The organism is Streptomyces sp. NPDC005551 (genome assembly GCF_042871785.1).
Taxonomy (GTDB): Bacteria; Actinomycetota; Actinomycetes; order Streptomycetales; family Streptomycetaceae; genus Streptomyces.
Genome location: NZ_JBIAJE010000014.1, coordinates 71,396 through 85,125 on the forward strand (window position 1 = coordinate 71,396; position 13,730 = coordinate 85,125).

12 protein-coding genes are annotated in these 13,730 nt (G+C 71.7%); 4 read left to right on the plus strand and 8 right to left on the minus strand.

The annotated features are described in order from the left end of the window. Window positions 1-113 precede the first annotated feature (113 nt). Entirely contained in the window at window positions 114-1,325 is a 1,212-nt protein-coding gene (locus ACFYP4_RS31390) for an MFS transporter (RefSeq protein WP_388790056.1), read from the plus strand. Here ACFYP4_RS31390 and ACFYP4_RS31395 read toward each other — a convergent pair. Further along, on the minus strand, window positions 1,285-1,746 hold the full coding sequence (locus ACFYP4_RS31395) for a thioesterase family protein (RefSeq protein ID WP_358852672.1): 462 nt from the start codon (window positions 1,744-1,746) through the stop codon (window positions 1,285-1,287). The two genes, ACFYP4_RS31390 and ACFYP4_RS31395, sit on opposite strands and share 41 nt — an antisense overlap. 212 nt (window positions 1,747-1,958) lie before the next feature. Here ACFYP4_RS31395 and ACFYP4_RS31400 point away from each other — a divergent pair, with 212 nt between their 5' ends. Both ACFYP4_RS31400 and ACFYP4_RS31405 read left to right on the plus strand, forming a co-directional pair. Then, window positions 1,959-3,368, plus strand: a complete 1,410-nt coding sequence (locus ACFYP4_RS31400; RefSeq protein WP_358852673.1) for a solute carrier family 23 protein — start codon at window positions 1,959-1,961, stop codon at window positions 3,366-3,368. A gap of 104 nt (window positions 3,369-3,472) precedes the next feature. Beyond that, window positions 3,473-4,174: a DUF5995 family protein gene (locus tag ACFYP4_RS31405; protein WP_388790060.1), complete on the plus strand. Its 702-nt coding sequence runs from the start codon at window positions 3,473-3,475 to the stop codon at window positions 4,172-4,174. Between the two features lie 46 nt (window positions 4,175-4,220). Here ACFYP4_RS31405 and ACFYP4_RS31410 read toward each other — a convergent pair whose 3' ends face one another. Together ACFYP4_RS31410 and ACFYP4_RS31415 are read right to left on the minus strand one after the other, a co-directional pair. Beyond that, window positions 4,221-5,915, minus strand: a complete 1,695-nt coding sequence (locus tag ACFYP4_RS31410; RefSeq protein ID WP_388790062.1) for a flavin monoamine oxidase family protein — start codon at window positions 5,913-5,915, stop codon at window positions 4,221-4,223. 53 nt (window positions 5,916-5,968) lie between these two features. Continuing rightward, window positions 5,969-6,754 (minus strand): carbon-nitrogen hydrolase family protein, encoded by a 786-nt coding sequence (locus ACFYP4_RS31415; RefSeq protein WP_358852676.1) that lies wholly within the window; start codon window positions 6,752-6,754, stop codon window positions 5,969-5,971. Between the two features lie 317 nt (window positions 6,755-7,071). Between ACFYP4_RS31415 and ACFYP4_RS31420 the strand changes: the two genes are divergently transcribed. Then, window positions 7,072-7,662, plus strand: a complete 591-nt coding sequence (locus ACFYP4_RS31420; RefSeq protein WP_388790065.1) for a Repetin — start codon at window positions 7,072-7,074, stop codon at window positions 7,660-7,662. 37 nt (window positions 7,663-7,699) lie between these two features. Here ACFYP4_RS31420 and ACFYP4_RS31425 read toward each other — a convergent pair whose 3' ends face one another. The 5 genes from ACFYP4_RS31425 to rpe form a co-directional block, all read right to left on the minus strand. Beyond that, on the minus strand, window positions 7,700-8,152 hold the full coding sequence (locus ACFYP4_RS31425; protein ID WP_358852678.1) for an Lrp/AsnC family transcriptional regulator: 453 nt from the start codon (window positions 8,150-8,152) through the stop codon (window positions 7,700-7,702). A gap of 10 nt (window positions 8,153-8,162) precedes the next feature. Continuing rightward, complete coding sequence (locus ACFYP4_RS31430) at window positions 8,163-9,662, minus strand: amino acid permease (RefSeq protein WP_358852679.1); 1,500 nt, start codon at window positions 9,660-9,662, stop codon at window positions 8,163-8,165. Between the two features lie 328 nt (window positions 9,663-9,990). Beyond that, the gene (locus tag ACFYP4_RS31435) at window positions 9,991-11,433 is read right to left on the minus strand and encodes a GuaB1 family IMP dehydrogenase-related protein (RefSeq protein ID WP_358852697.1); all 1,443 of its coding nucleotides are present in this window, start codon (window positions 11,431-11,433) and stop codon (window positions 9,991-9,993) included. Between the two features lie 476 nt (window positions 11,434-11,909). Beyond that, window positions 11,910-12,953 (minus strand): sugar-binding domain-containing protein, encoded by a 1,044-nt coding sequence (locus ACFYP4_RS31440; protein ID WP_358852680.1) that lies wholly within the window; start codon window positions 12,951-12,953, stop codon window positions 11,910-11,912. Between the two features lie 79 nt (window positions 12,954-13,032). Further along, window positions 13,033-13,719, minus strand: coding sequence for a ribulose-phosphate 3-epimerase (gene rpe, locus ACFYP4_RS31445; RefSeq protein WP_358852681.1), 687 nt, complete (start codon window positions 13,717-13,719; stop codon window positions 13,033-13,035). Window positions 13,720-13,730: the final 11 nt, after the last annotated feature.

The window sequence follows — 13,730 nt, forward strand, 5'->3', positions numbered from 1 at the left end:
GGGAGGGCACACGGCCCCGGGCCACCGGGCCCTGAATCGACTATTTATCAGGCAGGCTTCCTGATAGTTTACGGCGACAGCGCGGGAGGACGTCCGGGAGGGGCGGCGGCAGGATGAGTGCAGTGGTCTACAGCAAGCGCGAGTTGAAGCGGGCACGGTATGCCGTGGCCGCCGTCTTCGCGGTGCACGGCGCGGTCGTCGGCTCCTTCGCGACACGGGTGCCGTGGATCCAGGACCACGCCTCGATCGGCGCGGGCCAGCTCGGCATCGCGCTCGCCTTCCCGGCCGTCGGCGCGTCCGTCGCGATGCCGCTCGCCGGCCGGATCAGCCACACCTTCGGTGCCCGTACGGCGCTGCGCGGCCTGCTCGCCCTGTGGACGCTGTCCCTGGTCCTGCCGGCTCTCGCGCCGAACCTGCTCACCCTGTGCCTGGCCCTCTTCACGTACGGCGCCACGGCCGGCATGGCGGACGTCGCCATGAACGCCCTCGGGGTCGAGGTCGAGAACCGCATGAACCAGTCGATCATGTCGGGGCTGCACGGCATGTGGAGCGCCGGTGCCCTGATCGGCTCGGCGGCCGGCACCCTCGCCGCGCACCTGGGTTCGGACGCGCGTGCGCACCACGTGCTGGCGTCGGCGGTGCTGACCGTGCTGGGCCTCGTCGCCTGCCAATGGGTGCTCGACCTGAAGCCCACGGAGGACGAGGAACCGCCGCCGCGCTTCGCACTGCCGCCCAGGTCGGCGCTGCTCATCGGCGCGGTCGGCTTCTGCGCGGTGTTCGCCGAGGGCGCGAGTCTGGACTGGTCGGCCGTCTACCTGCGGGACCAGCTGGGCACCTCGGCGGGGCTCGCCGCCGCGTCCACCACCGGATTCACGCTCACCATGGCGATCGCGCGCCTCGCGGGCGACGCGGTCGTGGACCGCTTCGGCGCCGTGCGCACCGTGCGCGTGGGGGGCGTCCTCGCCACGCTCGGCGGGCTGCTGGTGGTCTTCGCGGGGAACCCGGCGGCGGCGATGGGCGGGTTCGCCCTGATGGGCCTCGGCATCGCGGTCGTCGTGCCGCTGGCGTTCGCGGCGGCGGGGCGCAGCGGCCCCAACCCCAGCCTGGCCATCGCGGGTGTCGCCACCATCACGTACACCTCGGGACTGGTCGCGCCGAGCGCCATCGGCACGCTGGCCCAGGCGACCAGCCTGATGGTGTCCTTCGGTCTGGTCACGGTGCTGGCCCTGGCGCTCGTCGTGTTCGCGGGCGTGCTGCGCGCCGGCGACCGCAGGACGGCGCAGGTCAGTCCCGCGAGCGAAGCAGTTCCCGGCCCGCGGCCCTGAACCGCTCGCTCCACGGGGTCGGACGCAGCGTGCCGGCGTCGAGCCGGACGAGGACCCGGCTGCCGTGCGCGTAGGTCACGGCCCCGTCGGCCGAGCAGAAGCGGAAGCCGTACGTCAGGCCGGTGGTGCCGAGCCGTTCGAGCCAGAGGTGGACGGCGTACGCGCCGGGCCGGTTCACCGGGGCGTCGTAACTGATGCGCAGTTCTCTGACCGCGTTGCAGAAGTCGCCCGCCGCCTCCCAGTCGCCGTCGAAGCCGAAGCCGCGCTCCTGCCACAGCGCGGTCCAGGCGCGCTCGACCATGACCGGGTAACGGGCGTTGTGGAGCAGTCCGAGCGCGTCCAGGTCGTCGAAGTGGACGGTGACGGGGACGAGCCGGCCGTCGGTGGCTGCGGGCGTTGCGGGTGGTGCTTCGACGGTCACGTGCGGGGCTCCTGAGGGTGCCGGTCGGGGCGGTGGGACCGTTCCATACTAAGCAACCGCTCAGGACCGTCCTCCGGTGCGGTGCAGGTCAGCCCGCCGTCGAGTCCGGTCGCAGGGCCTCGGCGGGCCGTGGGACCGGGTGACCGTGGACCGCCGGACAGCCGTGACAATGGTCCGGACACGTTCACGGACGAAGAAAGCGAAGCTGCATCATGGATCTCGGCGTGCGCTGGAAACTGCACGGTGACGGGCGCTCGCCCGCACCCGGAGCGGTGGTCCGCCCCGACGAACGCCTGTCGTGGCCCCGCACGGCCGGGCTAGGCGCCCAGCACGTGGTCGCCATGTTCGGGGCGTCCTTCGTCGCACCTGTGCTGATGGGGCTCGACCCCAATCTCGCGATCATGATGTCCGGCGTCGCGACGGTGATCTTCCTGCTCGCGACCCGTGGCCGGGTGCCCAGTTACCTCGGCTGTTCCCTGTCCTTCGTGGGCGTCGCCGCGGTGATCCGCGCGCAGGGCGGCACCAGCGCCACGGTGACCGGCGCGGTGTTCGTGGTCGGCGCAGCGCTGTTCCTGGTCGGCCTCGCGGTGCAGCGGTTCGGGGCCCGGATCATCCACGCGGCCATGCCGCCGATCGTCACCGGCGCGGTCGTCATGCTGATCGGCCTCAACCTGGCACCCGTGACGGCGACCACGTACTGGCCGCAGGACCAGTGGACGGCGCTTGTGGTCATGCTGTTCACCGGGCTGGCCGTGGTGTGCCTGCGCGGCTTCTGGTCCCGCGTGGCGATCTTCCTGGGCCTGGTCTTCGGCTACGCGGTCTCGTGGGTCTTCGACCGCGTCTTCGGGCGGATCCACTCGGCGGACGCGAGCGGGAAGATCACCGACCACTGGCGCCTGGACCTCTCCGGCGTCGGCCGGGCGGACTGGGTCGGCCTGCCGTCCTTCCACGGCCCGAGTTTCCAGTGGTCGGCGATCCTGGTCGCCCTGCCGGTGGTGATCGCGCTGGTCGCCGAGAACGCCGGCCATGTGAAGGCGGTCGGCGAGATGACCGGCGACCCGCTGGACGACAGGCTGGGCACCGCGATCTCCGCGGACGGTGTCGCCTCGATGCTCTCCACGGCGGTCGGCGGCCCGCCGAACACCACCTACTCGGAGAACATCGGCGTGATGGCCGCGACCCGTGTCTACTCGACGGCCGCCTACTGGGCCGCCGCCGGTTTCGCGCTCCTGTTCGGCCTCTGCCCCAAGTTCGGCGCGGTCGTCGCCGCGATCCCCGGCGGCGTCCTCGGCGGCATCACGGTCATCCTGTACGGCATGATCGGCCTGCTCGGCGCCCAGATCTGGCTCAACGCGGGCGTGGACCTGCGCAATCCGCTCAACCTGGTGCCGGCCGCCGCGGGCATCATCATCGGCGTCGGCAACGTCACCCTGACGTTCACCGACACCTTCTCACTGAGCGGCATCGCGCTCGGCACCCTCGTCGTGATCACCGGCTACCACGCCCTGCGGGCAATGGCACCGGCCCACCTCAAGACCCAGGAGCCGCTGCTCGACTCCGGCACCTCGTCGTACGACGAGGGCTCCGCGGCGGACGCCGGGGCCCGGCACGCCGACTCCTAGCCGTCCCCACGCGGGAAGGGTCCCGGTGCGCGTCGTTCCCCCGTTCCGGGGAAGCGCCCGGCCCGGCGGCACTCCGCCGGGCCCGGGACTGGCACCCTGCCCCCATGGCGCAGTCGCAGCAGCTCACCGGGACCGTCGACGCGGTCGTCCTTCGTATGCGCGCCCTCGACGCGGACCTGCCCGAGCGGGACGGTGTCGCCGTCTTCAACCGCGTCTACCTCGCCGTCACCGAGGAGGTCGCCCGGCGTCTGGCGGTCGGTCACTTCTCCGACCCGGCGGCCGCCGTCACCCTGGACGTGCGGTTCGCGCAGCGCTATCTGGCGGTCGCCGAGGAGGAGCACCGGCCCGCCTGCTGGCGGCCGCTGTTCCAGTTCCGCCGCCATCCCGGCGTACGGCCGCTGCAGTTCGCCCTCGCGGGCATCAACGCCCACATCGGGCACGACCTGGCGCTCGCCGTCGTGGACGCCTGTCGCGCGCTCGGCTGCGAACCGGCCGATCTGGAGGACGAGTTCGAGCGGGTGGGCGACCTCCTCGTCTCGCTGGAGGAACGCATCCGCGAGGATCTGATGCCCGGCCCCGATCTGCTCCAGGTCGCCGACCCGCTCACCCATCTGCTCGGCTCCTGGAGCCTCGAACGGGCCCGCGACGCCACCTGGTCGGCGGCCCGGGCGCTGTGGGCGCTGCGCGGACTCCCGGAACTGGCCGAGGAGTTCGGCCGGCGCCTCGACGCCGCGGTCGGCCTCACCGGCCGGATGCTGCTCACGCCGCTGCCGTACCGGCCGGGCGGACTCCGGGCCGGGGTGTGAACGGCCGGAGCGGGGAGCCGGCGGGCTCCCCGCTCCCCCGCGTCCGTCAGTCCTCGGGCAGTTCCACCGGGGCGATCTCGTCGTAGACGTCGCCGGGCCCGGGGTTGGTCGGGTCGGTGGCGCCGCCGAGCTGGCGCATGACGCCCCACACCGCGTTCAGCGCCGTCTGCACGGCACCCTCGGCCCAGCCGGCCGTCCAGGAGATGTCGTCGCCCGCGAGGAAGATGCCGCGCTTGTCCTCGTCGAGCCGGTCCTGCATGAAGTGGGTGAACAGCCGCCGCTGGTAGCGGTAGTGGCCCGGCAGGTTGGCCTTGAACGCGCCCATGAAGTAGGGCTCGTTCTCCCAGGACACGGTCACCGGGTTGCCGATGATGTGCTTCCGGATGTCGACCTTCGGGTAGATCTCGCCGAGCGACTTGAGCATGACCTCCATGCGCTCGTTCGCGGACAGCGGCAGCCACTTCAGGCTGTCGTCGCACCAGGTGTACGACAGGCAGATGACCGCCGGCCTGTCCGGACCGTCGTCGAGGAGGTAAGTCCCGCGCGTCATACGGTCGGTGAGCGTCATCGACATGACGTCCCGCCCGGTCTCCTCGTCCTTGTCCAGCCAGAACGGCCGGTCCACGGGGACGAAGAGCTTGCTCGACTCCATGTAGTGCGTGCGCTCGATCGCCGTCCAGTGGTCGATCGGGAAGAGCGAGTCGTCGCAGGCGATCTTGGAGAGCAGCATCCAGGACTGGGCGGTGAAGATGGCCGCCCGGTACGTACGGATGTCGCCGTTCGCGTCCGTGACGGTGATCCGGTTGCCGGCGGTGCGGCCGAGCCGGGTCACGGCCGGGCGCGGGGTCCCGTCGTGCAGCGTCGACAGCGACGTGCCGTACGGCCAGTGCACGATCTTCTCCGGCTCGCGCTCCCACAGGCGCAGCGGCAGCTGCTGGGAGCCGCCGACGATGCCGCGGTGGTGGTCGTCGGCCTCGGTGTAGACGACGCGCAGGATCTCCAGGATGGAGTTCGGGAAGTCGGTGTCCCAGCCGCCGGTGCCGAAGCCGACCTGGCCGAAGATCTCGCGGTGCCGGAAGGACTTGAAGGCCTCGGAGTCGCAGAGGAAGCCGTAGAAGGTCTGGTTGTCGAGCTTCTCGACGAGCTTCGACCAGATCTCGCGGATGCGCGGTACGTCGCGCTCGCGCATGGCCTGGTTCATGTCGGAGAAGTCGGCGCCGTCCTGGAGGCAGGCGTTCCACGCGGCCGCCACCTGCCGGTAGACCTCGGGGAGGTCCTCGACGGTCTCGGCGTAGTGCGACTCGCCCTTGAGGTCGACGACGGTCGACGGCGTGCTCTCGGCCAGCGGGTTCGGGAACGGCCGGGTCTCCAGGCCCACCAGGTCGATGTAGTGCTGGAGAGCGGTGGAGGACGGCGGGAAGCGCATCGCGCCCATCTCGGCGGTGAGGGAGGGGTCGCAGCCCTCGAAGCCGACGGTGCGCAGCCGGCCGCCGATCTGGTCGGCCTCGTAGACGACGGGCTTGAGACCCATCTTCATCAGCTCGTAGGCGGCCACGATGCCGGACAGTCCGCCGCCGATGACCGCGACCTCGGTGCCGTGCTCGGTCGCGGGTATCTGGCCGAGGCCCGCGGGGTGCGCGAGGAAGTCGTCGTACGCGTACGGGAAGTCCGGGCCGAACATGGTGATCGGCGGCTGCTGCGCGTCGGCGTGCGGGACGGCGGTGGGCACCGTGGACGTCATGGGGTACGGACTCCTTGCGGGGAAAGCTGGGTGCGGGGAGAGGGCGGCCGGGTTCAGACCAGCGACCCGTAGAGACCGGGGTGGCGGTCCTTCAGGTACGGGTTCGCCTCGCGCGAGGCCGCCAGCAGGACGGGGTCGGCGTCGGCGAGGACCAGTTCCTCGCCGCGGCCCGCGCGGCCGCGGGCGACTCCGTCGGGCCCGGCGAGCGTGGAGAGCCCGACGAACTCGAACTCCCCTTCCCGGCCGGTGCGGTTGACGTACGCGACGTACATCTGGTTCTCGAAGGCGCGCACCGGGACGACGGACTCGGCGACGAACTGGAAGGGGTGCATCTGGGCGGTCGGCACCAGGAGGAGGTCGGTGCCGGCGAGGGCGTGCGCCCGGACGTTCTCCGGGAACTCGACGTCGTAGCAGATCATCAGGCCGACGCGCAGTCCGCCGAGGTCGGCCTGGACGACCGGCTGGTCGCCGGGGGTGAAGTGCTCGCGCTCGAAGCAGCCGAAGAGGTGGGTCTTGCGGTAGTTCGCGAGGGGGCCGTCGGCGGAGATCAGCCGGACGGAGTTGTAGACCCGCCCGCCGTCGCGCTCGGGGTAGCCGTAGGCGACGGCGACACCGTGCCGGGCGGCGAGTTCCGCGATCGCGTCCGCCGCGGGGCCGTCGGCGGGCTCGGCGAGGCGGGCGATGTCGTCGCCGATCGCGTATCCGGTCAGGAACATCTCCGGCGCGACGACCAGTCCGGCGCCCGCGGCGGCGGCACGGCCCGCGGCGTCGTCGAGAACCTTGATGTTCTCGGCGACGGAGCCGGGGCGGCCGGAGCTCTGGAGCAGGGCTGTGCGCATGCGTGTTCCTCACCGGGGCGGAGGGGGTTCGGGGGCCGGGTGACCAGCGTGGTCTCCCGGATAGACGGTACGGTCGCCGCGCTCGGCGGGACAAGGAGCAGCCGTTGCGCGCCGGTGAACGATTCGTTGCGTGCGGGCGGGGGCGTGCGGTGATTCGTTGCGCACCCTGAGGCGTACCTCCCCTCCCCCTCGGGGTGCAGGCCGTGCGCGCGTCCCCGCCGGACGGCGGAGGCACGGTGACGTCGCCGGCACGATGTGCGTTCCCGGTCCCGGCGGCAGAGTGATGACTGTCCACCTGACCTGCGGAAAGGACCGTCATGAACCGCTCTGACCGGCGCACCGGGCTCGCCGCGCTCGGCACCGTCCTGCTCCTCATCGCCGGAGTGGCGGAATCCGCCGCCGCGTCCGGCACCGAACGGTCCGGAACCCGGCACGCCGTCGCGAGCGGCGCCGGTGATCGGGAGAAGCGCGAGGCCGCCGCGCTGACCGGCACCGCCAAGCTGTACCGGTCGGCCGGCGACGACATCACGTTCACCTTCGACGCCCATCTCGCCGCGAAGGACGACGCCGACCCGACGAAGGCCACCGGCACCTTCGAGTTCAGCCACTACGTGAACGGCGTCGGCGCCCGGGCGAAGGCGGAGGTCGACTGCCTGCTCACCGGGGGCAGGGTCGCCGTGGTCTCCGGGGTGATCACCGACTCCGACCTGCCCGGCGCCGAGGGCAGGCGGGTGGGCATCACGGTCCACGACCTCGGCTCCCACGACCGGCTGGGCTACAGCTGGGCGTCGGTCGGCAGTCCCGCGGAGACCGGGGCTCTGCCCGCGTGCGTCGGGTCGGCGCCCTTCGAGAAGGTGCGGCGGGGCACCGGCGACTACCGGGTCGTGCCGTGGCGGCCGAAGCTCTGAACCCGGTCGTGGGGCCGGCCGGGCGGCGCCAACGGTCCTACGTGGGTGAGCCGGCCGAGAAGCGCCTGAGCAGCGGCGAGAGGACGAGCACGGACTTGGTCCGCTCGACGAACGACTCCCCCGCGATGCGCTCCAGGACCCGTTCGAAGTGCCGCATGTCCGAGGCGAAGACCTGGACGACCGCGTCCGCCTCACCGGTGACGGTGGAGGCGGCCACGACCTCCTGGTAGCGCTCCAGGCCGCGCTGGATGGTCTCCGGCGAGGTGTTGCGCCGGCAGTAGATCTCGACGAACCCCTCGGTCTCCCAGCCGAGCGCCGCCGGGTCCACCCGGACGGTGAATCCGGTGATGGCGCCGGTGGCCCGCAGCCGGTCCACGCGCCGCTTCACGGCGGGCGCGGACAGGCCGACGAGTTGCCCGATGTCGGCGTAGGAGCGGCGGGCGTCCTCGGCGAGGGCGTGCACGATGCGTTCGTCGAGATCGTTCAGCAAGGCGGGTGGTTCACTTTTCTGCGATGGCTGCGGAGTCTGCGGCCGGAGTACCGGCGGCGGCCAGCTTGGAGCGGCGGTGGCCGTAACTGAAGTAGAACACGAGCCCGAGGGCCATCCAGACCCCGAAGACCACCCAGGTGACGGCCGACAGGCTGCCCATCATCCAGAGGCAGAAGGCGAGGCCGAGCGCCGGCAGCACCGGCGACAGCGGCACCCGGAACGTGCGGTGCATCTCCGGGCGCGTACGGCGCAGGACGACGACCGCGACATTGACCAGCGCGAAGGCGAAGAGCGTGCCGATGCTGGTCGCGTCGGCGAGCTGGCCGAGCGGGATCGCGGCGGCGAGGACACCGCAGAACAGCGAGACGATCACGGTGTTGGCGCGGGGCGCGCCGCTCTTCGGGTGGACGCGGGAGAACACCTTCGGCACCAGTCCGTCGCGCGACATGGCGAAGAGGATGCGCGTCTGGCCGTAGAGCACGGTGAGCACGACGCTGGCGATGGCGATGACCGCGCCGGCCGCGAGCAGGGTGCCCCAGACGGTCTGCCCGGTGACGTCCTTCATGATCCCGGAGAGCGCGGCCTCCGAGTCGCCGAACCCCTGCCAGGGCATGGCGCCGACGGCGACGGCCGCGACGACGACGTACAGCGCCGTCACGATGACGAGCGAGAGCATGATCGCGCGCGGCAGGTCGCGCTGCGCGTTCTTCGCCTCCTCGCCGGCCGTGGACGCGGCGTCGAAGCCGATGTAGGAGAAGAAGAGCGTGGCACCGGCGGCGCTGACGCCCGCCATGCCGAGCGGCATGAAGTGCTCGTAGTTGCCGGACCGGAAGCCCTGGACGCCGATCGCGCAGAACATCAGCAGCGCCGCGATCTTCACGACCACCATGATCGTGTTGGCGCGGGCCGACTCCTTGGCGCCGCCCAGCAGGAAGGCCATCGCCAGCAGGACGACGATGAGCGCGGGCAGGTTGAAGATGCCGCCGTCGCCGGGCGGCGCGGACAGCGCGTCCGGGATGGTGACGCCGATCGTGCCGTCGAGCAGCTCGTTCAGGTATTCGCCCCAGCCGACCGCGACGGCCGCGACCGAGACGCCGTACTCCAGGACGAGACACCAGCCGCAGATCCAGGCGATCAGCTCGCCCATCGTTGCGTACGCATACGAGTAGGAGGACCCGGAGACGGGGATCGTGCCCGCCAGCTCGGCGTAGGAGAGGGCCGAGAAGAGAGCGGTGAGACCGGCGATCACGAAGGACAGCGTGACCGCGGGACCGGCCTTCGGGACGGCCTCGCCGAGGACGACGAAGATGCCGGTGCCGAGGGTGGCACCGATGCTGATCATGGTCAGCTGCCAGAGGCCGAGGGAGCGGCGCAGGCTGCCACCCTCGCCCTGGCCGCCCTCGGCGACCAGGCGTTCCACGGGCTTGCGCCGCATGAGGCGTGCGCCGAGGCCGGGGGACGGTGGGGTGGAGGAGGTGCGGGACTGCGGGGGTGCGCCTTGGTCGAGCACGCGCTGGCTCCTTCATCGCTGCCGGTCGAAAAGGGCGGGGACCGGCGGCACCCCTGACAGCAGGGACCCACCGAGCGGGGTCCCCGCCACACCACGTACAGCGCTTGACCCTACGAGTCCGGGCTTCACGGGCGTAATGCAGCAACCTTGCGCGTCTCCGCAAGATCGTTGCGTTCATCGCACCCGGGCGCACGTTCGTTGCGCGGCGTCTTTCGACCGTTGCACGGAGCCCCGCGGGGGCCGCGCCGAAGGGGCCGGGGCCGGTGCGTGCGGGTACGCCGACGGCCCCCGTGGTCGTACCGCGGGGGCCGTCCGGGTCGGTGGCGCGTCAGCTCCAGCTGGCGTGCAGCGCCTTGCCCTCCGCGTAGCCGGCGGCGCTCTGGATGCCGACGATGGCCCTCTCGGCGAACTCCTCGAGGGAGTTGGCGCCCGCGTAGGTGCAGGAGGACCGGACGCCCGCGATGATCGAGTCGATCAGGTCCTCCACGCCCGGCCGGGACGGGTCGAGGAACATGCGCGAGGTGGAGATGCCCTCCTCGAACAGCGCCTTGCGGGCGCGGTCGTACGCGGACTCCTCACTGGTGCGGTTCTTGACGGCGCGGGCCGACGCCATGCCGAACGACTCCTTGTACAGACGCCCGTCGGCGTCCTGCTGGAGGTCGCCCGGGGACTCGTACGTGCCCGCGAACCAGGAACCGATCATGACGTTGGAGGCACCGGCGGCCAGCGCCATCGCGACGTCGCGCGGGTGGCGGACACCGCCGTCGGCCCACACGTGCTTGCCGTACTTCCTCGCCTCGGCGGCGCACTCCTTGACCGCGGAGAACTGCGGGCGGCCGACACCGGTCATCATCCGGGTGGTGCACATGGCGCCGGGGCCCACACCGACCTTGATGATGTCCGCGCCCGCCTCGACGAGGTCCTTGACGCCCTCGGCGGCGACGATGTTGCCCGCGGCGATCGGGACCTGCGGGTCCAGCGCGCGCACCGTCCTGATCGCGGCGATCATCGACTCCTGGTGGCCGTGCGCGGTGTCGATGACGAGGGTGTCGACCCCCGCGTCGAGCAGCTGCTTGGCCTTGCCCGCGACATCGCCGTTGATGCCGACGGCGGCGGCGATCCGCAGCCGGCCCCGCGCGTCGGTGGCGGGCGTGTAGAGCGTGGCGCGCAGGGCGCCCTTGCGGGTCAGGATGCCGGCGAGCCTGCCGTCCCGGTCGACGGCCGGGGCGTACCGGCGGTTGGCGGCGTCGAGGCGGTTGAATGCCTCGCGCGGTTCGATGTCCGCGTCGAGCAGCAGGAGGTCCTTCGACATGACCTCGGACAGCTGCGTGAAGCGGTCGACGCCGGAGAGGTCGGTGTCGGTGACCACACCGACCGGGCGCGCGTCCTCGTCGACGACGACACCCGCGTTGTGCGCCCGCTTGGGCAGCAGGGCCAGCGCGTCGGCGACGGTCTGGTGGGGGGCCAGGATGATCGGGGTGTCCAGCACGAGGTGGCGTCCCTTGACCCAGGACACGACCTCGGTGACGACCTCGATCGGAATGTCCTGCGGGATGACGACGAGGCCACCGCGACGGGCTACGGTCTCGGCCATCCGGCGCCCGGCGATCGCCGTCATGTTGGCGACGACGAGCGGGATGGTGGTGCCCGAGCCGTCCGGCGAGGTGAGGTCCACGGCCTGGCGGGATCCGACCGCGGAGCGGCTCGGCACCATGAAGACGTCGTCGTACGTCAGGTCGTACGGGGGCTGGATGTCGTTGAGGAAACGCACGTGCTGCACATCCCAGTCGATCAGAGGTGGCCCCCGGACAGGTCAGCCAGGGGGAAGAGCACGTACTTCATTGTCCCATGTCGACGGGTGTGAGCGGCCCGGACAGATCATCCAGGCCCGCCGCAAGGGGTTGGTCGGATCCTCCAAGCGCGAGGACGACGGACGCCGGCTCGACTGCGTCCCGCCGCCTCAGGAGGGGTGACCCGGTCGCCGCGGAAGGGGTGACCCGGCTGCCGGCCTGAGCGGCCACCGCGGTCACCGTGGTTACGCCGGTCACGCCGGTCACGCCGGTCACGCCGGTCACGGCCTGAACGACGACCCCGTCACCGCCGGAGCCGCCGCCGTCACCGCCGGAGCGAGCGTCCCGTCAACACCCGAGCGGCCTCCCCGTCGACACCGGAGCTGTCGGGGAGGCCGCTTCACCGCCGGGAAGGGCCGCCTACCGCCCGTACGGCCGCCCCGTCGTCACCGGCCGCTCAGGGCCCGTCCGGGTCCGCCCGGTTGAGGGCGGGACGCGGCGTCGGGCCCGCCGTCATCAGGTAGTCCGCGGCCGACGTGTCCGTCACCAGGCTGGTGACGAGACCCGAACGCAGCACCGCGTCGATCGCGGCCGCCTTGCGCTGCCCGCCCGCGATCGCGACGACCTCGGGGATACGGCGCAACTGGTCCGCCTTGACGGTGATGCACCGCTCGCCGAGGTCCCGGCCGACCCGGCGCCCCTCCGCGTCGAAGAGGTGCGCGGACATCTCGGCTGCGACGCCGAGGGACGCGTAGTGCCCGCGTTCCTCGTCGCTGAGCATGTCGTGCACCGTCGAGATGCCGGGCTCCCAGGAGCCGATGGAGACGCAGGCGACCGTGACCTTGTCGAAGTACTCGAAGGCACGGGCGAGCCCGGTCTGGTTGCGCAGCGCGGCCGCCGTGGCCGCGTCGGGCAGCAGCATCGGCGCGTAGATGGGGTGGGCGTCCCCGCCCGACACCTGGGCGGCCCGCCGCACCGCCTCCACCGATCCGCGCTCGGCGGTCCCGGCGTCGTACACCCCCGTCAGCTGCACCACCGTGCAGGGAGGCAGCCGGGAGAGTTCGGCCGCCATGTGGATGGTGGAGCGGCCCCACGCCAGGCCGAGGATGTCGCCCTCGTTGACCAGCTCGGCGAGCAGGTCCGCGGCGACCTCCCCGAGGTTCTCGGGGTCGGGCGACTCCTCGGCGTCGGCGGGGGACTCGACCACGACGGCGTGCCTGAGGCCGTAGCGGGCGCGCAGCGCGTCGGAGCGCTCCGCGTCCAGCTCGGCAGGGACGCGGATCTCGATCCTCACGAGATCCCGTTCGAGAGCGGTCTCCAGGACCCGGGCCACCTTGAAGCGGCTGACGCCGAACTCCTCGGCGATCTGGATCTTGGATTTGCCCTCGAGGTAGAAGCGGCGGGCCATGGCCGCCGCCTGGACCAGCTCAGCGGGCCCCATCCGCATGGCTGACCGGCCCGCCGACATACCCGACACGGCGATCTCCTCACTGCTGTTCACACTCTGGATTCGCCGTTCATCCTTGCAGATCCGGCGCACTTGATTTGCCCCGATGGGACGGCGTTCACGTTCCCTTGGTTCAGTGGTCGCACGCCCAGGAGGCACCGGCGGTCGCCGCCGCCGCCTGCGTGCGCAGGGCACGTACCGCCTCGGCCGGGTCGGACGCCCCGTAGACCGCCGATCCGGCGACGAAGACATCGGCGCCTGCCTCGGCGCACCGCTCGATGGTGGTGGCCGAGACGCCGCCGTCCACCTGAAGCCACAGCTCCAGGCCGTGCTTGCTGATCAACTCGCGGGTGCGGCGGATCTTCGGCAGCATGATGTCGAGGAACGACTGGCCGCCGAATCCCGGTTCGACGGTCATGATCAGCAGCATGTCCAGTTCGGGGAGCAGGTCCTCGTACGGCTCGATCGGCGTCGCGGGCTTGAGCGCCATGGAGGCCCGGGCGCCCTTGGCCCGGATCTCGCGGGCGAGCCGCACCGGCGCGGCGGCCGCCTCCACGTGGAAGGTGACCGAACCGGCTCCCGCTTCCACGTACTGCGGCGCCCACCGATCGACGTCCTCGATCATCAGATGGCAGTCCAGCGGCGTGTCCGTCGCCCGGGCCAGGGACTCTACGACCGGCACACCAAGCGTGAGGTTCGGTACGAAATGGTTGTCCATCACGTCGACGTGGAGCCAGTCGGCGCCTTCCACCGCCTTTGCCTCCTGGGCAAGGCGGGCGAAGTCGGCGGACAGGATGCTGGGGTTGATCTGCGGGGCCATGCCCCAAGACT

Bases quoted from the DNA above. Each gene is read 5' to 3' on its own strand.
- ACFYP4_RS31390 (WP_388790056.1), top strand. From the start codon at position 114: ATGAGTGCAGTGGTCTACAGCAAGCGCGAGTTGAAGCGGGCACGGTAT.
- ACFYP4_RS31400 (WP_358852673.1), top strand. From the start codon at position 1,959: ATGGATCTCGGCGTGCGCTGGAAACTGCACGGTGACGGGCGCTCGCCC.
- ACFYP4_RS31405 (WP_388790060.1), top strand. From the start codon at position 3,473: ATGGCGCAGTCGCAGCAGCTCACCGGGACCGTCGACGCGGTCGTCCTT.
- ACFYP4_RS31410 (WP_388790062.1), bottom strand. From the start codon at position 5,915: ATGACGTCCACGGTGCCCACCGCCGTCCCGCACGCCGACGCGCAGCAG.
- ACFYP4_RS31415 (WP_358852676.1), bottom strand. From the start codon at position 6,754: ATGCGCACAGCCCTGCTCCAGAGCTCCGGCCGCCCCGGCTCCGTCGCC.
- ACFYP4_RS31420 (WP_388790065.1), top strand. From the start codon at position 7,072: ATGAACCGCTCTGACCGGCGCACCGGGCTCGCCGCGCTCGGCACCGTC.
- rpe (WP_358852681.1), bottom strand. From the start codon at position 13,719: ATGGCCCCGCAGATCAACCCCAGCATCCTGTCCGCCGACTTCGCCCGC.